The organism is Exiguobacterium sp. s133, assembly GCF_018618595.1.
Lineage (GTDB): Bacteria > Bacillota > Bacilli > Exiguobacteriales > Exiguobacteriaceae > Exiguobacterium_A > Exiguobacterium_A oxidotolerans.
Genome location: NZ_JACSMK010000002.1, coordinates 382306 through 403250, shown reverse-complemented (window position 1 = coordinate 403250; position 20945 = coordinate 382306). Strand labels below are relative to the sequence as shown.

17 protein-coding genes and 1 riboswitch are annotated in these 20945 nt (G+C 41.2%); of the genes, 15 read left to right on the top strand and 2 right to left on the bottom strand.

Annotated elements, in window-relative coordinates:
* Positions 1 to 161: 161 nt before the first annotated feature.
* The 10 genes from galU (at position 162) to KNP96_RS04470 (ending at position 11659) form a co-directional block, all read left to right on the top strand.
* Positions 162 to 1055, top strand: coding sequence for a UTP--glucose-1-phosphate uridylyltransferase GalU (gene galU / locus KNP96_RS04515; protein ID WP_214769025.1), 894 nt, complete (start codon positions 162 to 164; stop codon positions 1053 to 1055).
* A gap of 38 nt (positions 1056 to 1093) precedes the next feature.
* Entirely contained in the window at positions 1094 to 2944 is a 1851-nt protein-coding gene (locus tag KNP96_RS04510; protein ID WP_214769024.1) for a polysaccharide biosynthesis protein, read from the top strand.
* Between the two features lie 30 nt (positions 2945 to 2974).
* A complete protein-coding gene (locus KNP96_RS04505) occupies positions 2975 to 3595 on the top strand; it encodes a sugar transferase (protein ID WP_251135717.1) in 621 nt (206 codons plus the stop codon).
* A gap of 5 nt (positions 3596 to 3600) precedes the next feature.
* Positions 3601 to 4470 (top strand): NAD-dependent epimerase/dehydratase family protein, encoded by an 870-nt coding sequence (locus tag KNP96_RS04500; RefSeq protein ID WP_214769021.1) that lies wholly within the window; start codon positions 3601 to 3603, stop codon positions 4468 to 4470.
* Positions 4467 to 5582, top strand: a complete 1116-nt coding sequence (locus tag KNP96_RS04495) for a glycosyltransferase family 4 protein (RefSeq protein ID WP_214769019.1) — start codon at positions 4467 to 4469, stop codon at positions 5580 to 5582. The genes KNP96_RS04500 and KNP96_RS04495 overlap by 4 nt, the downstream gene beginning before the upstream one ends.
* A gap of 17 nt (positions 5583 to 5599) precedes the next feature.
* Positions 5600 to 6745 carry a glycosyltransferase family 4 protein gene (locus KNP96_RS04490; protein ID WP_214769017.1) on the top strand — a complete coding sequence of 382 codons (1146 nt, stop codon included), beginning with the start codon at positions 5600 to 5602 and terminating at the stop codon, positions 6743 to 6745.
* Positions 6746 to 7053: 308 nt separating this feature from the next.
* Positions 7054 to 7965 carry an O-antigen ligase family protein gene (locus tag KNP96_RS04485; RefSeq protein WP_214769015.1) on the top strand — a complete coding sequence of 304 codons (912 nt, stop codon included), beginning with the start codon at positions 7054 to 7056 and terminating at the stop codon, positions 7963 to 7965.
* Positions 7962 to 9080, top strand: a complete 1119-nt coding sequence (locus KNP96_RS04480) for a polysaccharide pyruvyl transferase family protein (RefSeq protein ID WP_214769013.1) — start codon at positions 7962 to 7964, stop codon at positions 9078 to 9080. Before KNP96_RS04485 ends, KNP96_RS04480 begins: the two co-directional genes overlap by 4 nt.
* Positions 9073 to 10485: a lipopolysaccharide biosynthesis protein gene (locus KNP96_RS04475; protein ID WP_214769011.1), complete on the top strand. Its 1413-nt coding sequence runs from the start codon at positions 9073 to 9075 to the stop codon at positions 10483 to 10485. The genes KNP96_RS04480 and KNP96_RS04475 overlap by 8 nt, the downstream gene beginning before the upstream one ends.
* Before the next feature lie 7 nt (positions 10486 to 10492).
* A complete protein-coding gene (locus KNP96_RS04470) occupies positions 10493 to 11659 on the top strand; it encodes a nucleotide sugar dehydrogenase (RefSeq protein WP_214769009.1) in 1167 nt (388 codons plus the stop codon).
* A gap of 207 nt (positions 11660 to 11866) precedes the next feature.
* Here KNP96_RS04470 and KNP96_RS04465 read toward each other — a convergent pair whose 3' ends face one another.
* Complete coding sequence (locus KNP96_RS04465; protein ID WP_251132214.1) at positions 11867 to 12658, bottom strand: glycoside hydrolase family 191 protein; 792 nt, start codon at positions 12656 to 12658, stop codon at positions 11867 to 11869.
* A gap of 107 nt (positions 12659 to 12765) precedes the next feature.
* A riboswitch (cyclic di-GMP riboswitch) is annotated at positions 12766 to 12850 on the bottom strand.
* A gap of 79 nt (positions 12851 to 12929) precedes the next feature.
* Here KNP96_RS04465 and KNP96_RS04460 point away from each other — a divergent pair.
* Genes KNP96_RS04460 through pelG form a run of 5 tightly spaced genes read left to right on the top strand, consistent with a single transcriptional unit; the run spans position 12930 to position 19752 of the window.
* Complete coding sequence (locus KNP96_RS04460) at positions 12930 to 14156, top strand: hypothetical protein (protein WP_214769006.1); 1227 nt, start codon at positions 12930 to 12932, stop codon at positions 14154 to 14156.
* Positions 14153 to 15061 (top strand): hypothetical protein, encoded by a 909-nt coding sequence (locus tag KNP96_RS04455; protein WP_214769004.1) that lies wholly within the window; start codon positions 14153 to 14155, stop codon positions 15059 to 15061. Before KNP96_RS04460 ends, KNP96_RS04455 begins: the two co-directional genes overlap by 4 nt.
* A complete protein-coding gene (locus KNP96_RS04450) occupies positions 15058 to 16896 on the top strand; it encodes a DUF2194 domain-containing protein (protein ID WP_214769002.1) in 1839 nt (612 codons plus the stop codon). Before KNP96_RS04455 ends, KNP96_RS04450 begins: the two co-directional genes overlap by 4 nt.
* Complete coding sequence (pelF, locus tag KNP96_RS04445; RefSeq protein ID WP_214769000.1) at positions 16893 to 18311, top strand: GT4 family glycosyltransferase PelF; 1419 nt, start codon at positions 16893 to 16895, stop codon at positions 18309 to 18311. The genes KNP96_RS04450 and pelF overlap by 4 nt, the downstream gene beginning before the upstream one ends.
* The gene (pelG, locus tag KNP96_RS04440; protein WP_214768997.1) at positions 18292 to 19752 is read left to right on the top strand and encodes an exopolysaccharide Pel transporter PelG; all 1461 of its coding nucleotides are present in this window, start codon (positions 18292 to 18294) and stop codon (positions 19750 to 19752) included. The genes pelF and pelG overlap by 20 nt, the downstream gene beginning before the upstream one ends.
* 64 nt (positions 19753 to 19816) lie before the next feature.
* On the opposite strand, the gene galE is transcribed toward pelG, so the two are convergent.
* Positions 19817 to 20839: a UDP-glucose 4-epimerase GalE gene (galE, locus tag KNP96_RS04435; RefSeq protein WP_214768994.1), complete on the bottom strand. Its 1023-nt coding sequence runs from the start codon at positions 20837 to 20839 to the stop codon at positions 19817 to 19819.
* Positions 20840 to 20945 lie beyond the last annotated feature (106 nt).

Sequence of the window (20945 nt, the reverse complement as noted above, 5' to 3'; positions counted from 1 at the left end):
AGTGAAATAACACTCTCTTTTTTCTATGTTAACGCTTACATTATTAAAAAATGGAAAACTTTATGGAAGTAAAGGGCATTGATGTGTTATCGTAATTTACATAAAGAATGGAATATTGATTATATTATGGTAATCAAAAATTACAGACAGGAGTTGATTTCATGAGCCGTGTAAAAAAAGCGGTTATTCCAGCTGCGGGACTTGGGACACGTTTTTTACCCGCCACAAAAGCGATGCCGAAAGAAATGTTACCGATTGTCGATAAGCCGACGATTCAATATATCATCGAAGAAGCGATTGAATCAGGGATTGAAGATATTTTAATCATTACCGGTAAAGGGAAGCGAGCGATTGAAGATCACTTTGATTCGGTCCCGGAACTGGAAGCAAATTTAATCGCTAAAAACAAGTCAGAGTTGCTGCACTTAGTCGAAGAGACAACGAATATCAACATTCATTTCATCCGCCAATCAAAACCGAAAGGGCTAGGTGATGCGATTCTTCAAGCAAAAGCATTCATTGGCAATGAGCCTTTTGTCGTGATGCTCGGGGATGATATCGTTCAAGCAGACGTTCCATGTACACGTCAGCTGATTGAACAGTACGAAATCACGAACAGCTCGATCATCGGTGTGCAACCGGTCGCCGATAAAGACACACATCGCTATGGCATCGTTGATCCAAGCACAAGCATTTCAGAGAACCTACATAAGGTGAAATCGTTTGTCGAAAAACCGGCACAAGGAACGGCACCATCGAACTTAGCCATCTTAGGACGGTATTTATTAACACCGGAAATCTTTAAGTACCTCGAAACGCAAGAAGTTGGATCAGGTGGAGAAATCCAATTAACGGACGCAATTACGCGTCTCAATGAGATGCAACGTGTCTTTGCCTATGAATTTGATGGCAAACGTTATGACGTTGGTGAAAAGCTCGGTTTCATTCAAACGACACTCGAATTTGCCCTAAAGCGTGACGATCTCGGAGATGATGTCGCGAAGATGATGGAAGACTTACTTGCAGAACGGGCAGCTAATCAATCACTTGTCTAACTCCGCATTTGAAATATGAAGAGAAAGGAACTTCATAGATGAAATTTTATTATTATTATCGAACGCTGACGTTAGCCTGTATTGATGCAGTTGCGTTAATTGTCGCAATGAGCTTTGCATATTTTTTCCTGTATCCTAAGGAATTATTCTCACTAGTCGATACACAACTTTTATTACAGTCCGCTGTGCTATTCGCCGTATTATTCGTAACTGTCGCGTTCTTGATGAAGCTGTACCGTGTGAATTGGAAGTATGCCAGTATTCAAGAAGCATTAACATTATCATTATCACTTGCGTTAAGTTCAGTCGGTTTAATGGCTTACCAAGTAATTGTGTTTGGACAAATTTTAGAGCGAATTACAATTCTTAGTTTTTGTATTTCGCTGTTGTTACTCGGGGCAATTCGTATTGCGCTCCGCTTACTTGGAATTGGACAACACTGGCGGAAATACGCATTACCACGACGAATGATTAAATTACGGAAACGGACACTTGTGATTGGCGCTGGTCGGGCCGGACGTTCACTCGTCCGTCAATTATATGCTTCACCGTTCCATGAATTAAAACCAGTTGCCTTTGTAGACGATGATCCAAAGAATATGCACTTCATGATTCAGGGAATCGAGGTCGTTGGAACAACCGGCGATTTAGAAACAGTAATCGAAAAACATCAAATCGAAGCAATTGTACTCGCGATCCCCTCGCTATCACAACAACGGCGGATTGAACTGATCACGGAAGCAAAAACGTTATGTAAAAATGTCCAGACTTTACCGATGATTGAGGAACTCGTCACCGGGAAAGTTTCGGTCAATGCGATTCGTGATGTTTCAATTGAAGATTTACTCGGACGGGAAGCTGTCGAACTCGATATCTCCGGGATTCGGTCGGAGATTGAAGGACGGACAGTCCTTGTGACAGGAGCTGGTGGATCAATCGGTTCAGAGATTTGCCGACAAATCGTCCAGTTTAACCCAACGACGATTTTGTTACTCGGTCACGGGGAAAACAGCATCTACTTGATTGAACGGGAATTGCGCGGATTACAGTTACCGATTAACTTGATTCCAATCATTGCTGACGTACAGGATCGTACGCGACTTGAACAAGTATTTGAAACGCATAAACCGCAAGTTGTCTTTCATGCAGCTGCGCATAAACATGTGCCGCTGATGGAAGCGAATCCATATGAGTCTGTCAAAAATAATGTTTATGGAACAAAAAATGTCGCCGAAGTCGCAGATTTTTTTAAGGCAGAACGGTTTGTCATGATTTCGACCGATAAGGCAGTGAATCCGACAAATGTCATGGGTTCAACGAAACGCATCGCAGAAATGATTGTGCAAGACTTAGGACGCCGCAGTCAGACGAAGTTTGCTGTCGTCCGGTTCGGTAATGTCCTCGGGAGTCGTGGCTCGGTCATTCCACTGTTTAAATCACAAATCTTAGCTGGTGGACCGGTGACGGTCACACACCCAGAAATGACACGGTTCTTCATGACGATTCCAGAAGCAAGCCGCCTCGTCATTCAAGCGGGTATCCTTGCGGATGGTGGTGAAGTGTTTGTCCTTGATATGGGTGAACCTGTCAAGATTGTTGACCTTGCAAAAAATATGATTGAACTTAGTGGGTTTACGGAAGATGAAATGCCAATCGTCTTCTCCGGGATTCGGCCTGGGGAAAAAATGTATGAAGAATTACTAAAAGACGGCGAAGTGGATCCGGAAGCGATTTATCCGAAGATTTTTGTTGGCCGAACACGCCAAAAAGAACAAGTATCGGACATTTTAACACTCGTCCATCAACATAAAGAAACACCGTTACAATTGCGGAATGTGCTACTCGATATCGCAAATGATGTAGCTATCCGTGAAAAAAATCTAATTTAAATGGATGAAGGAGGTTTTATCGTGAACTACATGTCAATCAAGCGTCGGCTTGGTTTTTCAATCGCACTTATTGCTTGTATTATATTGATTCCACTCTTTGCTTTTATCATGGCAGCGATTAAAGTCGAATCGCGTGGACCAGTTTTCTTCAAACAAAAACGTGTTGGATTAAAGAAAAATCATTTTAACATTTTAAAATTCCGAACGATGTACATTGAGACACCAAATGACACACCAACACACTTACTTGCCGATCCAGATGTCTACATCACGCGTGTTGGTAAATTTTTACGTAAAACGAGTTTAGATGAATTACCACAACTTTTCAATATTTTAAAGGGTGAGATGGCATTTGTAGGGCCACGACCAGCATTATGGAATCAATATGATTTAATTGATGAACGAGATAAGTACAATGCTAATGACGCATTACCCGGACTGACAGGGTGGGCGCAAATTAACGGTCGTGACGAACTACCAATTGAGGTGAAAGCCAAACTAGATGGAGAGTACGTAACTCGGATGGGATTCCTGATGGATACTAGATGTTTTATTGCAACTCTATTTAGTGTAATTAAGAGCGAGGGTGTAGTTGAGGGTGGAACTGGAACCATAACTACTACTAAAGAAGTAGCGAGCACAAAGGAGTAATTTGGATGGAAAAAATACTTGTATCTGGAGAAAACGGTTATATAGGAAGATCCTTTCAAAAGACAATATCGAAGTATGATGAAAATTACAGCATAGACTTTATCTCCGTTAGAAATAATGAATGGGAAGAAAAGGATTTTGGAGATTATGATGTTTTTCTTCATTTGGCAGGTAAGGCACATGTATCTAGAAATAAAAAACTAGAAAGTGAATATTATAAAATCAACACTGATCTAACAACACGTTTGGCTAAAAAAGCAAAAAAAGATGGAGTAAAGCACTTTATATTTATGAGTAGTATAATTGTTTATGGAAGTACTCATGAAAAAATAAATAGTCATACAAAGCCTAATCCTAATAATTTTTATGGGAATAGCAAACTTTTGGCGGAGAAAAATATAATTTTTCTGGCGGATGATGGATTTTTAGTGACGGTTTTAAGACCACCTATGATATACGGTTATAAATCAAAAGGTAATTTTGAAAAGTTAAAAAAGTTAGCTTTTAAAAGCCCAATTTTCTTTCAAATACACAATAGTAGAAGCGTTTTGTATATAGAGAATTTAAATGAGTTTATAAAATGGATAATCGATCAGAAAAAAGAAGGAATATTTTTACCGTCAGATGAAAGTCCAGTATCAACTTCAGAAATTTATCAAACGCTTAGAAGGATTAAAGGGAAAAGAACGTTCTTATTGCCTATTCCTAAACTAATTGTCAAAATACTGCTACTTCAGACTATGTTTCAGAAAATATTTGGAGATTTATACTATGAAATTAATGATCACAATATACACAGAATTAACTTAAAGTTTGATTTAAAAAATGCCATTAAAGAAATTATAACAATTGAATCGAGAGAATATAAAATATGAAAATTATAATAATGTGTGACAATAATCTAGGCACAGTTGGTGGAGAACAAGAATCAAGCAAAATAATATTAGAAAATTTGAAGGAAAAATTTCAAATGTATTTAATACAACCTGGTCATGGAACAAAAATAGACAAAGTCAAAGAGTTTGATTTAACAAAAGAAACTAGAATAAAACATTTAATAAAAAAGCCAATTCTATTTTTAAAATACATATTAAAAGTCAGAAAAATAATAAATAATTTATCACCTGAAATAATTCATACACAGGCTCAAGTAAGTTTTTTCATTGTTTCTTTATTAAAAAGATTAAAACTAATCGATAAAAAAGTTAAAATAATTCATACTGAACGAGGACTATATCTAAAGTATAATTTCTTTTTCAAAAATCTATTTAAAATTATGTTTGGGTCTTTGGACTTGTTAGTTACTACGACCGAATTCAATATGAAATACTGGAGAAAATTCACAAAAAATAAATTAAAGTATAAAATAATTGAGAATACAGCTGGCCCTCTTTTCGAAATATATGAGCAGCAATTTGAAAAAAACAAAGATAATGAGAAGATCGTGTTGGGATTCGCTGGAAGGTACTGTGATTGGAAAAACTGGCCTTTAGCCATAGAAATTATTAATGACTTGAGAAAGAAAACTAATAAAGAATTAGAAGTAGTTATGGCAGTAGGATGCTTAGATGAAAAGTCGCATAAGGATACGTTATTAATGTTTAACAAAATAAAAGAAATTCCGAATGTAAAATTTTCAGGAGAGATAAACATTAATTTAAAAGAAATGAATATACTATTTTATAGAATTAATACTTTTATTTTAACATCGAATCCTAATACAGAATCATTTGGAAGAACATTAGTAGAAGCTATGAGTAGAAAAAATATTGTTCTAACAACCGATTCAGGAGGATCAGTAGAAGTTGTCGATAACCCTAAAAATATAGCAAACAATGCACAAGATTTTTCAGAAAAGATACTATATTATTTTTCTGAAAAAGAAATTTTTGATAGCCAATTAAATCAAAATTTAGAAATTGTTAAAAGAAAATATTCTTTAAACAATAACGTAGATAAGCATGAATATTTGTACAATCATATTTAATTATAAGGATGATAAAAATGAATATTTTACATTTGAATTCGAACTTAAATCGCTCAAAAATTCACTATAACATCGTAGAATCATTAAACAGTTTAGATAGTGTTGACGGAAGAATTTTTTTCCCGACAGAAAAAAACGAAAAAGTTAAACATAATAAAGACTATATCGATAAAATTAATTGTTTAAGTAAATATGAGAAATATTTTTACTTTTATAGAAATAGACACTTATCAAGAGTATCCACTGATTTATATAAAAATACTAAATTCACACATATACTTGCTCATTCTCTTTTTTCAAACGGAAAATTGGCAATGGATTTGAGTGAAAAATTGAGTATTCCTTATTCGGTAATAGTTACAAATACAGATGTGAATAAATACTTTAAAAAAATGATTCATTTAAGAAAAAATGGAGAAAATATACTGAAGAATGCAACGTCAATAATTTTTACTTCCGCTGCCTATAAAGATCGAGTATTAAAACAATATATCTCTAGCGATGTTCAAAAAGAAATTAATGAAAAGGCATTGTGTATACCATTTGGGATTGAAAAATTTTGGATAAATAATAACCATAAGCTCGAGAACTGTTTAGACAAGGAGAAAATAAAGTTATTATATGTTGGTAAAATAAATAAAAACAAAAATTTAATCTTTTTAGCAGATTGTGTACAAAAATTAAATAAAGAAAAAAATAAAACGAAATTTAAACTAACCATAATTGGAGAGTGCGAAAATTCGAAAGATATGAAAATAAAAAATAACTTGATAAATAGAGAATATATCGAAATAATAGATTTCTCTAACAAAGAAGACCTTTTAAGTTATTATAGGTCAGCTGATATATTTATTATGATTTCAAAAACAGAATCATTTGGGTTGGTTTATGCTGAAGCAATGACACAAGGATTACCGTTAATTTATACAAAAAATGAAGGGTTCGATAGACAATTTGAGGATAATTTAGTTGGGGTGCCTGTAGATCCTACATCTTATGTTGAAATTAAAGAAGCAGTTAATTATGTTATCGATAACCACGGAAAATTGTCTAATAATGCTTTTGAACATTCAAAAACCTTTTTGTGGGAAAATATAGCTATCAGGTTTAAAGAAGGCTTGTTGACTAAAAATAATACTTTTTTTACTCATAAAAGATCATGAAAACATTTAATGTTTTTTTGTTTTTAGTAATGTCTTTTTTGTATTTTTCTTACGTGTTTAATTCGATCCAATACATTTTTGTGGTGTATGTACTCTTATGTATAATTGACTATTCTTCCAAAAATTATTTCAAAAAAATTATTTTTGGAAAAGAAGATTATATATGGGGATGCTTTTTAAGTGTTATTTTTATTAGTACTTTGTATTCAAATAATAAATTAGAGGCATATACTTTTTTGTTGATTCTTCTTATGCTTTATTTGTTACGTACTTCTCTTATTAACAGCGGAAACTGGATTTCAATGTTTATGTTTTCAAATATTTTATTTTCTTCTATACATATCTTAGCTACTTATGTACAATGGCTTTCTCCAAGCACAGTCAATAAAATAAACTACTTAATATTGGAAAGATCAGTATATCTTGTAAATTTTTCGCAACAAATGAGAGGTAAATATGCAGGTATTACAGGACAGGTAGGATCAAATGCATTTTTTATAACAATCTTTATTGCTCTAGTAATTTCTAAACTATATATAAGTAAAACTTTAAAAATAAGAATGTTTTTATCAACACTTTTATTATTAGGCTTCTATGCTTTATTGCTTACTGAAAAAAGAGGATTATTGTTGTTTAATATAATAACTATATTGTTTATATTAATTATTTTATTATATAAAAAAATGGAATTAAAAAAAATAAAAGGCTTAATAATTACATTTTTTATAACGATAATTACTATATTAGTATGGATGTTAAGTATTAATTCCTATTTATTAAATTACTATCTTTTTGATGAAGATATTTCTACTGGTCGTGTAGATATATATAAGCGAGTGCTAGAAATGATCAGTAAAAATCCTATTTTAGGTAATGGAATAGGGTCGATTGAAGAGACGTTGAATATTAAAGGTCATAATATTTATCTTCAATTGTGGGCAGAATCAGGAATATTTGCCTTAATTATATTTATAATCTTGATTACTAGTTTTTTAATTTTTAGCATAAAATTATTATTGGATGAAAAAGACATAAAGAATTATAGTTTCCTTGATAAAATTTTATTTTCAATATACATCCAATTTATTTTTATACTATATGGTTTTACAGGTAATCCGCTATATGATTACTTCATATTAGGTATATATATTATTTCTACTAGTGTTCCTTACTATTTAAATGTAAAAAATGAATCACAGAAAGAGGGAAAATTTATATGAAGAAAAAAGTGGGGGTATTAACTTTCCATAGATCGTTGAATTATGGAGCTGTGTTGCAAGCATATGGTTTAGTAAAATCAATTGAAAAATTAGGGTACAATGCCGAAATTATAGATTATAGAAATTTGGAACTTGAAAAAAGAGATTCATATAAAAGATTTTACTCTACAAAGGGATTTGTAAGAAGTGCTTTTCAGATATTGGAATCGCCTATGTGGTTTATTCGAAGAAAAAGATTTGATAATTTTTTGAATAAAATAGGTAAGAGTAAGGAGATTTCAGATATAAATAATAAAATATCACAAGGGTATTTTAAAATTGTAGTTGGTAGTGATCAAGTTTGGAATTACAAAGTTACTGATTCTGATAAAAACTATTTACTTGGAGAGACAACTGATCATTTTAAAAAAACTAGTTATGCTGCTAGCTTCGGAGTAAGCACTATTCCAATTGAAAAAACAGACATGTATTCTAAATATCTAAAATCATTTAATTCAATATCTGTTAGGGAACCTGCCGGAGCTAATATTGTAACGGAAATGGGCTTAAGAAAACCTCAGGTGGTTATTGATCCTAGTCTACTTATAAATAGAAATGAATGGCTGGAATTAGCAAATAGTTCAAAGAAAAAATATACAAAACCAGGTCGAAAATATCTCGTTATTTATCAAAGAGCATATTCCAAAACACTTGTTGAATTTGCTAAAAAATTAGCCGAAATAAATAACATAGAAATACTAACAATTAACGGAAATCCGAGGCAACCACTCAAAGCAACTTATGTTCAAACAGCTGGGCCTGAAGAATGGTTAGATATAATTAATAATGCGGAATATGTTGTTACTAACTCATTCCACGGTGTAGCATTAAGCTTAAACCTTAATAAAGAATTGTACGTGGAACTATTAGATGAAAAATTTGGAGTGAATTCGAGGCTTGAGAACATTATCAATATCTTTAAAATTCAATCTCGTGTTATAAATAGTTCAATTTCTTTAAAAGAAGATTATATGAATTATATTGAGATTAACAAGCTAATGTCCGAATATCGGAAAGACTCTTTGATATATTTAAGTGAAGCATTGGAAAAAGGAAATGTATTAATTAATGAGTAAACAAAATTCATTTTTGAAAAAACTTTTATCGAATACATTTTTATTTGCAATAGGATCATTTTCGACAAGAATATTAATTTTTTTACTAGTTCCACTGTACGCAAGAAGTCTTGAAACCAGCGAATATGGAATTATTGATTTAATAACTGTAACTGTTAGTTTATTATTACCTATTTTCGCACTCAATATTCATGAAGCTGTTTTAAGATTTTTATTAAGTAAAAAAGAAGATCCTAGAGTAATACTTGGTATCGGTTTTCAAGTGACGATAGTGGGATTTATAATCGTCTGTGTATTCTCTCCGTTAATCTTAAATTTTTTGAATTTAGATAAGTATTATATATTTTTTGTTTTAAGTTATCTAATTACATCATTAAAAAACTTATTATTGTACTATGCTCGAGGAATTGAAAAAATAAAATTAATTATAAAGTTAAGTATATTAGATACTATTACTTTGTTAAGTTTTAATCTTATACTGCTCTATATCTACAGATTAGGAATTGAAGGATACTACATTTCTTTAATCGTATCAGGAACTCTAATAATTATTTTTTATATCGTATTATTGAAAATTGATTTAAGTTATCTTTTAAAAAAACCAAATATTGCTCTTAGAAAAAAAATGTTCAACTATTCATTTCCTATGATTCCTAATTCCTTAAGTTGGTGGGTGAGTAACACATCAGACAAATATGTATTAAATTATTTTTCAGGAGTTAGTGTTACTGGTTTATATTCAATGGCTTATAAAGTTCCATCCTTACTTAACACAATTACAAGTATTTTTATGCAAGCTTGGCAAATTTCTTCAGTGGAAGAGTTTGAAAAAGGAAGAATTGAAAGCTTTTCGAAGGTTTATAGAACACTTTTTAGTATTAATATTCTTGTTTGTTCAGCTTTAATTATTTTTGCAAAACCAATTTCATTAATTATGTTTGGAGAAACATTTAAAGAAGCTTTTTATTTTGTTCCAATTTTGTTAGTAGCATATTTTTTTAATGGACTTGCTTCTTATTTAGGAACGATATATACCTCTGCTATGTTAACGAGATTTTTATTTTACTCTACTGCATATGGAGGAATTCTAAATATTTTTCTTAATATTTTCTTGATTCCTTCATATGGTGCATATGGTGCATCTTTTGCAACGTTGTTTAGCTATATGTTGATTTGGATAATAAGATTGTATCACTCGAAAAAAATTGTGAAGATATCATGGAATAAGACAATAGATTGTATTCAAATAGTAACTTTAATTTGTTTATCACTATCGGTTTCATTTTCTTCAACTTCTGAGTATATATACTTACTTATCTATTTATTTTTAATTTTTTTGAATAAAAAAATATTTTTAGATTTTTTTGATCTTTTTTCAAAACTAATATCTAAAAAAAGAAAATAGGTGACGTATGAGAGTTACAGTAGCAGGAACAGGATACGTCGGACTTTCGATGGCCGTTTTACTCGCTCAGCATAATGAAGTTACATCAATTGATATCATTAAAGAACGTGTTGAGCTCGTCAATGATCGCAAATCACCAATCGTTGATGCAGAAATCGAAAGTTTCTTACAAAATAAAGAATTGAATCTCCATGCAACAACCGATAATTTTGAGGCCTATAAAGATGCGGAATTCGTCATTATTGCGACTCCGACAGATTATGACCCAACACGGAACTACTTTAATACTCGGACGGTCGAGAGCGTTATCGCGACGGTTCTTGCCATCAATCCAGATGCGACGATGGTCATCAAATCGACGGTGCCAGTCGGTTATACACAAGAGTTAAAAGAAAAGTTTGATACACCGAACATCGTCTTTTCCCCAGAGTTCTTGCGTGAAGGACAGGCGCTGCATGACAATCTTTATCCCTCACGTATCGTCGTCGGCGAGCAATCGGAACGCGCACAGCAGTTTGCTGATCTGTTACTTGAAGGAGCCATCAAAAAGGATGTGCCGATTCTTTTGACAGATTCAACAGAAGCAGAAGCCATCAAGTTGTTCTCGAATACGTACCTCGCGATGCGCGTCGCGTTCTTCAATGAACTGGATACATATGCCGAAGTCCGTAACCTTGATACAAAACAAATCATCGAAGGTGTCGGACTCGATAGCCGAATCGGCAATCATTATAACAACCCATCATTCGGTTATGGTGGTTACTGCTTACCGAAAGATACGAAGCAGCTGCTCGCGAACTATGATGAAGTACCGAACAACATCATCGGGGCGATCGTTGAAGCGAACCGGACACGGAAAGACTATATTGCAGATACAATCATCAAACAAAATCCGAAAGTCGTCGGCGTATATCGTCTGACGATGAAGACAGACTCGGATAACTTCCGTGCCTCATCGATTCAGGGCATCATGAAGCGAATCAAGGCGAAGGGGATCGAAGTAACGGTCTTCGAACCTGTCTTGACGGAAGATACATTCTACAATTCACGCGTCATCCGTGATCTTGAAGCGTTTAAGCAAGAGTCAGATGTCATTCTTTCAAACCGGATGCATTCGGAGTTGAATGATGTTGAAGAGAAAGTCTATACACGTGATTTGTATAGTCGAGACTAAAGAGAACAAAAGTGAGTGTTTACAAGCATCAAAAGAGGTCCAAGCGATAACTATCGCTTGGACCTCTTTTTGCGTTCGATGTTTCAATTCGTTGACCTGCCTCTGAAAAGTGACCGGTTTTGTTTTGTGCATCCTGTATAATTGTCTCATGCAGGAGCACTCAGAATTGGAATTGAGTAATCGGTTATGAGATTATATTCAAGTGGATTAGAATTTATTGTAATTGAGTGTCTTGTTTGATTTTAAGTGAATGAAGCCATTCTTTTTCGCGTACTTCGCACTTTTCGCACCTTGTTTAGAAGAAATCGTCAATGTCTTGATGTCTTCTTCTTCGTTCAACTCCTGAAGATCTGCCATCCGGTCTTTTGACCATTGGTCTTTTGCGACCGTCGAGTAGTTGAAGCTTTCCCACATGATGCCATCGATGTACGGGTACGTATGGTATTTTAATGTCCCGAAGCCCCAGTTTTGAATCAATGAGAGATCCGCATGTTTCGTCTTGACGCTCTTCAAGAAGTTCGTCATCGCGACTTGCTGCTGCTCAAGGATCTTTGGTTGGTCGGCATGTTCGTTGTCGATGTCGCCGACTGTATCCAAGAAGACACCGTCGAGTCCTTTATTGACGACCTGCTTTTCGACTTCTTGCATGAGGACCGCTTGGTAATGCTTCGAGTTGATGTCCATTAAGTATGAATCCCACTCCGCGTAGTGGACACGTTGTCCATCACGGTGGAAGAAATCTGATTCCTTTAATTGCGCCATCAAGTCCGTGTTCCAGTTGTCGGCTTCCATCGTGTTGATGTAGCCGTAGACTTTCGTGCCGTACTTTTGAATTTCTGCGATTTGTTTCGCTGAATAAAAGACCGGTTCGATGATCATGACATCATACTTTTGCATCTTCTTGATTTTTGATTTCGTCGGTGCATCGTAGTAGACCTTATACGAGCTGACGGAATCGAGTGGATTCGTTGATTGAGCTTTGCCCGTGATTGGTGTCATTAGTAACACTCCTAAAAAAAGAATGCACAAAAAAGACGTCACGCGTTTGAGTGAGATAATACCCATGGTTAGTAGCCTCCTGATTTTTTATCAGAGAGCGGCTGCGGCATTGCAGACTGGCGATCGGTATCCGAAGATCGACGACCCATGTCTTTGCGCCCTTACTTTTCAGTAAGTTTGCCCTTCTCGATATTTAGTTGTAATTGCCTGTTTGACTAAATCTTACCACTGCTAATAAAAATGTAAATAACTATTTTAAGGAGAGTGTGCCATGATTTACACACAGCATAGAAATACAGTCAAATGGATAGAAATGCTAGCTAGTATTTTACTTATCGGTATTCTTGACTATATGTTTAGCCTTTCGGTCTCGAATTGGGCAATTGATCCGTTAATCTTTTATATTTTATTGTTCGCCCTCCGCTATGGTCTGCTCGGGGCGTTCGTCAGTTTCACGATGACGATGCTGTACCACCTGTTTTTCCTGTCGGTCGAAGGTTCGGACATTCTCTTATTTTTATACGACAGGACGGAACTGAGCTGGATCATCTTCCACTTCCTCGTCGCGATGGTCTGCGGGATTTTTAGCACCTCGTTCCAGGAACGTTATTTATCGTTACGACTCCGCCACGAAGAAGTCGTCGAAGAAAACAACCACTTGCTCGAGACGGTCGAAAAGCTCCGGCTGTCGCAGTCGACAATGCAAAAGAAGGTCCTCGACTCGGATCATACATTAACGAAAATCTACCAAGTCGGACTCGAGCTCGACCAAACGGCGGCCGACATCGTCCGCGATCGCCTCGTCGATGTCTTGAAACGTTCGTTCAAGGCAGAGAATCTTGCCATCTATCACGTCGATGCGTCAAAACGGACGTTACGACTCCACGTCCGCTTCGGTGAGAAAGAGGTCTTGCCACAAACACTATTCATCGATCCGTCGACCGGCATCTATCAACGGATGTTCAAGACGAATGCGATCTCAATCCGGACGATGGACGAGACGGACGTCCCGTTACTGATCGCACCGATCCGCTACGACGGGAAGATTCAGGAAGTCGTCGTCATCCAGGCGATCGACTTCAACCGCCTGACGAGTTACGAGATGAACATCATGCAGTTGATTCTCGACTGGACCGGGACACGAATCGAAAAAACGTTGACGATGGAATGGAATGCGTCGCGTGGTGATTTGATTGAAGGGACACGGATTTATCAAATCGAGCCATTCAATAAAAAAGTCGCACTCCAACAACACCGAGCTGAACAGTACGATCAGCCGTACAGTACAGTCGTCTTGCCGGTCGAACAGGTCCGGCTGTCGTTGATTGAAATGGAATTAATCCTACGCCAGTCGATGCGGGAAATCGACATCATCGGCTATGACGAGACGAATCAAATGCTCCACTTCCTCTTACCGGGAACACCGCAAGAGAACGCTGAAGGATTCGAGCAACGGATTAAAGAGTTGTTCGCACGAAAAGGAGGGAATCTTGGATGATTTTCTTCGTCCTGTTATTTTTTCTGATTCATGCCGTCATCGTCTTTCTCGTCGCGAAACTGATCACGGCACGGATGGATCCGGCACAGCGTGGTCTCGTCAAATGGATCGCCCTGATTTGTTATTTCGTCCCGCTGCTCGGTGAACTGTTCGGTCTCGTCAGTTGGCTGATCGCAAGACGATACGCGTCAGACAAGACGTTGCTCGACTACGATGACTACATCGAGTTCGACGTCGTCAACCTGGAAGGACTGCAACAACAGGCGGCCGACAACATCGATTTGGTGCCGATGGGCGAAGCGATGGCGATGGACGCGAAGGAACGGAAACAATCGATCGTCCGCTTGACGACGACATCGATTGCCGATTCCGGGAAGTACCTTCAGTTCGGGCTCGACCATGCCGACTCGGAGACGGTCCACTACGCCGCGACGGTCCGCAATACGTTATATGACCGGTACGAAGCGACGATTAAAAGTCGGGAGGAACAACTGAATCCGGGGCATGTCACGACGTATTACCACTTGATTGACGCCTTCGAAGCCTTCATCGAAAGTGGACTGCTCGACGACAGCATGCAAAAACGGATCTTTGATCGGTTCGGATCGTATTTACAAGACATGCGGATTCAGTATCCGACGGACGCGACGTGCTTGAAGGCGTGCGGCAAGCTCGCCCTCGCGAAAGGCGACGTCGCGGACGGACTCGGCTACTATGAACGCTTGATCATGCACTACCCGGAGCAAGCGGACGGCTACCTGCTGGCAATCGAATATCACTTCACGAGAGGTGACTGGACGAAGCTGGCACCGCTCGTGACACAATTGAAAACACACGTCGCACCGGACGACATTCCGGACGAGAAACGCTACATTTTGGACCGGCTGGAAGGAGTGGAACTATGAAAAAATCGATCACGACCTACGTCGTCGCCGTCTTCGCGATTCTGCTCGTCACGATCGGCGTCGTCCAGTTGTTACGTCTTGATTATGGACATCGCCTGATTCCGACCGAGGAGACGCAACAAAAGACGTTTCAGACGATGTCGGGCAAGGAGGGACAGATGGACGGAGAACCGTTACAAGTCTATATCCATCAGGATAAAGGCGAGCTCTCAAAAAGTGTCTTGACGAACTTTAAATATGCACTGAAGTATGCGAAAGTCCCGTATACGAATATCTCAATCAAAGAAATCGAGCAATTGGAGCCGTCCGAGCGGACCGTGCTTGTTTTAGCGGGAGAGCACTCACGTGACTGGCCCTACGAAACGATTCGTCAATTCGTCAAGGACGGCGGACGGCTTTATATCGCAGCACGCTTCATCAATCAGGACTGGGCGGAGCTCGTCGGGGTGAAACAGTTCGGTGATTTCAAAGACGGCATCAACGGATTGACCTTCAAGGAAGAAATCTTCCCTGGTTTCGTCGATCTGCCGGACTCGTCGAACTTGTTCGCCCACAGTATCGCCGACGTCGAGCTGCTACCGCAAGCGGACGTCAAAATCACGGCGTCCGGTGAACCGATTCTTTGGACATCAGCGTACGGCAAGGGAACAGTCCTGTTCTGGAACACGACATCGCTCGCTGAGAAAAACTCACGCGGTTTAATGCTCCAGACGTTATCGTTATTGTTCCCGTCATTCGTCAGTCAACAGGCGGCGATCAAAGTGACGCATCTTGATGACTTCCCGTCACCGGTCCCCGGGAATACGAACGCCGCAATCGAGAAGACTTATAACCGGACGATCAAGGAGTTCTTTAAAGAAATCTGGTGGCGTGACATGAAACGAATCGCCGACGAACAAGATGTTACCTATACCGGGTTCATCATCGGCAGCTATAAGAATACGACGGAAGAGACGACGGAAGACTTGTCGGAGAAAATCCGCACCCCGATGCTCAACTATGGGCGGGGTCTGCTGAAGATGGGTGGCGAAATCGGACTGCACGGCTTTAATCACCAGCCACTCGTCGTCGCCGGTGAGACGCTTGACCCGAACCTCGGTTATGTCCCGTGGAACAACCGTGATCAAATGGAGGAAGCATTAAAGAAAGTCATCGGGACGCACGACTATTACTTCCCGAACGAGTCGATTCAAAGTTATGTCCCGCCGTCGAACATCATCAACGAGACCGGTTTGACAGCACTCAACAATGTCTTTAAAGACAAGTTGATCGTCGCCTCACTCTACTCGGGCGATCCCTCGATGGGTAGCTACATCCAGGAGTTCGGACCGGATCCCGTCCATCAAAATCTCTACAACTTCCCGCGTATTTCGAGCGGCTACAACGAAACGGCAAACGATACGTTCGTCATGGCGGATGCCGTCGCGAACTTCGGAATGTTTACCCACTTCATCCACCCGGATGACGTGCTAGACGAAGACCGGTCGAAAGGGAAGGGCTGGGCAGAGATGGAGAAGACGATGGAAGAGATGTTCCGCGACGTCAAGACGATGTATCCGTACCTCGAGAGCTTGACCCAGTACGAAGCGTATGAAAAATACGTCCAGTACCAACAGTCGGACATCAACGTCACCTATACGGACAAGACGATTGAAATCAACGGGACGAACATGTTGAAGCCATCGGTCATGCTCGTCCGTGTCGCTCCGGGTCAACACCTCAAGACAGGGACGTTCGATTTCGGGACGGTCCGCGCGCTTGCAGGCGAGACGTTGTATCAAGTCACGTTGACGAAAGCAACGGTCACGCTACCGATCGAGGAGGGAACAGAATGAAGATTGGTTTAGTCGTCGAAGGCAGCTATCCCTACGTCAGCGGTGGTGTCGCGAGCTGGGTCCACATGGTGATCCAGCAGATGCCGATGCATCAGTTTGAAATCATCGCCATCACACCGACGCAACTGACGGAAGCGGATTATAAATACAACTTACCGGACAATGTGATGGGTGTGACGAACTTATCACTCGATCTCAAATACGACCGTCCGAAACCGAAGCACGTCCTGTCGGCAGAACAAGGGCGGTTGATTCAACAATGGATGACGTTCCAACACGTCGAAGCCCCGGTCTTCCCGATCTTCGAACAAGCGGTCGGGACGTCGGAGCACTTCTTCGCGAGCCGGCTCTTCTTCGAACTCGTCAAGACGAGTTATGAGACGGAAAAACAATCCGGCTCATTTATCGATTACCTCTGGATGTGGCGGAGTATGTATACGCCGGTCCTCGAGTTACTGCAGGCGGAGTTACCGCAAGTCGACTTGATTCACTCGGCGTCGACCGGATATGCCGGACTCGTCGCGAGTGCGATCAAACAACGCCAAGGCGTGCCGTACATCTTGACGGAGCACGGCATCTACTCGCGGGAGCGGGAAGAGGAACTGTTACAAGCGACGTGGATTCCAGTCGAATACCGGGCGCACTGGATTCGCTTCTTCCACCATTTGTCGGCGGAAGCTTATCAGGAAGCGGATGACGTCATCACGCTGTTCGACCGCAACGGTGAACTGCAACAAGAACTCGGGGCACCAGCGGCGAAGCTGCGGATCATCCCGAACGGTATCGATGCCGTCCGTCTGTCGAGTTTACCGGTCGTCGAGAAGGGACCAATCCTGAAGATTGGTGCCATCGTCCGCGTCGTCCCAATCAAGGACATCAAGACGATGATTCATGCGGCGAAGGTCCTGCAAGAGATGGACGTCGCGTTCGAGCTAACGATCATGGGACCGCTCGACGAGGACGAGGAATATGCGACCGAGTGCCAACAGTTGATCGAACAGTTCGAACTTGATCCGTATGTGACGCTCGCCGGCAAGGTCGACATCGCCGCCTACTTGCCGACGTTTGACGTCTGCTTGTTGACGAGCATCTCGGAAGGGCAACCGCTCGCCGTCCTCGAAGGCATGGCAGCCGGTGTCCCGTGGATCGTGACCGATGTCGGGGCTTGCTCCGAATTGATTAACGGACGCGAAGACGACCCTTACGGACCAGCCGGGTTCGTCGTCCCGCCGGTCAATCCCGGACGGATTGCCGAGCGCTGTGCCTGGTTCGCTACGCATCGTGCGGATGCGAAAAAACTCGGGGAGAACGGCAAGAAACGGGCCTTGAAATACTATCAGACACACCAGTTCATCGCCGAGTATGTGGCACTTTATGAAGAGAGGGGGCTGGCATATGGCGGGCATCGGGTTTAAGCTCCAAAAGCTGTTCCAGGAAGATTATTTTTCAGCACGTCTGAAGGCGTACGCCTTCGCAGGGCTCGTCACATCCGGTCCCTGGTTGATCGTCATCGTCACGATTGCCTTGACGCAGTGGTTGACGACATACTTATCGATCGCTTCGTTCGAGGAACGGACGACGTTCAACTTAACGATTTCTTACTGCTTCATCTTTTCGCAAGTCATCCTCGGGATTCAGCAGCTCGTCGTCACGCGCTACCTCGCCGATTGTTTTTATGAGAAGCGCTACAAGGAAATCTTCCCGACGTTCATCGGGATGACGAAGATGACGATCGCGATTGCCGCCGTCTTCTACGTGATTTTCCTGACGTTCTCCGAGTTGCCGTTCCTGTCGAACTTGTTGATTTTGATTCTCTTTTTGACGATCAACCTGATTTGGGTGCAGTTCTTATTCCTGAGTGCGGCGAAGTTTTATCAAGCCGTCGCCTATAGCTTTTTAGGGGGAGCGGCAGTATCGATCATCTCCGTCCTCTTGATCGACCGCTTCTTAATGCCGTACTTGACGGCACCGTTCGCGACGAGCATGGCGTTGACGGCAGGCTTTACGCTCGGGATGCTCGTGACGTTGTTCGGTCTGTTCACGGCGATGTTGTTGACGTTCCCGAACCGGGAGACGAAAGATCCGTTTAGTTACCTCAGTTACTTCGACCGGCATCCGGCATTGTTTTGGACGAGCTTCCTCTACAACATCGGTGTCTGGGTCAGCAACTGGGTGATTTGGTTCTCAGAAGGCGGAGCCGTCCATCTCGGGACGTTCCGGTATCACCCCGTCTACGATACGGCGATCTTCCTCTCGTACTTGACGGTCATCCCGACGATGACGATCTTCGTCATCTCCGTCGAGACCCGTTTCTACGAGCGCTACCGTGTCTTTTACGGTTACGTCAATGAAGGCGGGACGCTCCAGCAAATCAATAAGGCGAAGGCGGCGATGTTGCTGATCTTACGGCAAGAGCTCCAGCGGCTCGTCCGCAACCAGGGACTGTTCACGTTGTTCGTCCTGATTTTTGCCTCGACCTTGCTCAGTAGTCTCGCCTTGTCGAAGGAGACGATCAGCATCTTCCAGATGACGACGATCGGTGCTTTCTCGAACGCGATGGTCCTCGTCCTGACGCTGCTGTTGCTCTATTTCGAAGATCAGCGCGGTGCCTGTATCACGTCACTGCTGTTCTTCGCCGTCAACGGCGTCTTCGCGGTTGCGTTAGCACCGTTCGGATATGACGGATTCGGTCTGAGCTTCGCATTAGGGTCGACGGTGACATTCGCCTACGCCTTGATCCGCTTGATTCAGTACGTCAATGAGATCGATTACCATACGTTTTGCCGCTATGAGCCGCGCCAGCGGTCAACCCGCTTCACCCGCGTCGGGGAACGGTTGAACCGGCGCTCGGCCTAACAAAAAAAGCCTGAATCGAAGTAGCATCTCGCTACTCGGATTCAGGCTTTTTTGTGGACGGTCATCAACGGCGGTTCATTTCACGCGGATAGCCTTCCGGGTTTTGTGACTGCCAGCGCCAAGCATCCTGGCACATGTCATATAACGTTTTTTCAGCTTTCCAGCCGAGGAGGCGTTCGGCTTTTGACGCATCCGCATAACAGGCGGCGACGTCACCCGGACGACGGTCGACGAACTTGCGTTTGACGTCGATGCCGGTCGCTGACTCGAACGTCGTCACTAAGTCGAGGACGCTTGAGCCGGTCCCTGTTCCTAAGTTGAACGCTTCGATACCTTGGTGCTTATACTCAAGTGCTTTGAGGTGTCCTTTTGCGAGATCGACGACGTGGATGTAATCGCGAATCCCGGTCCCGTCCGGCGTCTCGTAATCCTGTCCGTAGACACTGAGTTCATCCAAACGTCCGGCTGCGACTTGCGTGACGTACGGCATCAAGTTGTTCGGGATGCCGTTCGGGTCTTCCCCGATCAATCCACTGATATCGGCACCAATCGGATTGAAGTACCGTAACAGGGAAATCTCCCAGTCCGTGTCGGACGCCGCGACGTCTTCGAGCATCTGTTCAATCATCAATTTCGTCGCGCCGTACGGATTCGTCGTCGAGCGTGGCGCCGACTCGTCAATCGGTGTCGTTTCCGGCACACCGTAGACGGTCGCGGATGAACTGAAGACGAGTTTTTTGACGTTGTGTCGCGCCATGACCTCAAACAAGACGAGTGAACTGACGAGATTATTCTTATAGTACGACAGCGGTAAGGCGACAGACTCACCGACCGCTTTCAAACCGGCGAAGTGGATGACGGCTTCGATGTCATGCTGCGTAAAGATTTGTTCGAGCGCGTTCATGTCCATCACGTCGGCTTCATAAAACGTGACCGGTTTTCCCGCGAGCTGCTCGATTCGGTCGAGAGCGATTTTTTGACTGTTGCTCAAGTTGTCGATGACGACGACTTCATATCCTGCTTGGAGCAGTTCAAGACACGTGTGGCTACCGATATAACCGGCGCCTCCTGTTACTAAGATTTCCATAAAGATTCTCCTTTTTGTTACAATTATTGGATAAGCATAGCATGAAATGATTGTCTGTTCCATGCTTGAATAAGCGAACGATCTATGAAGGATACTACTTCGATTA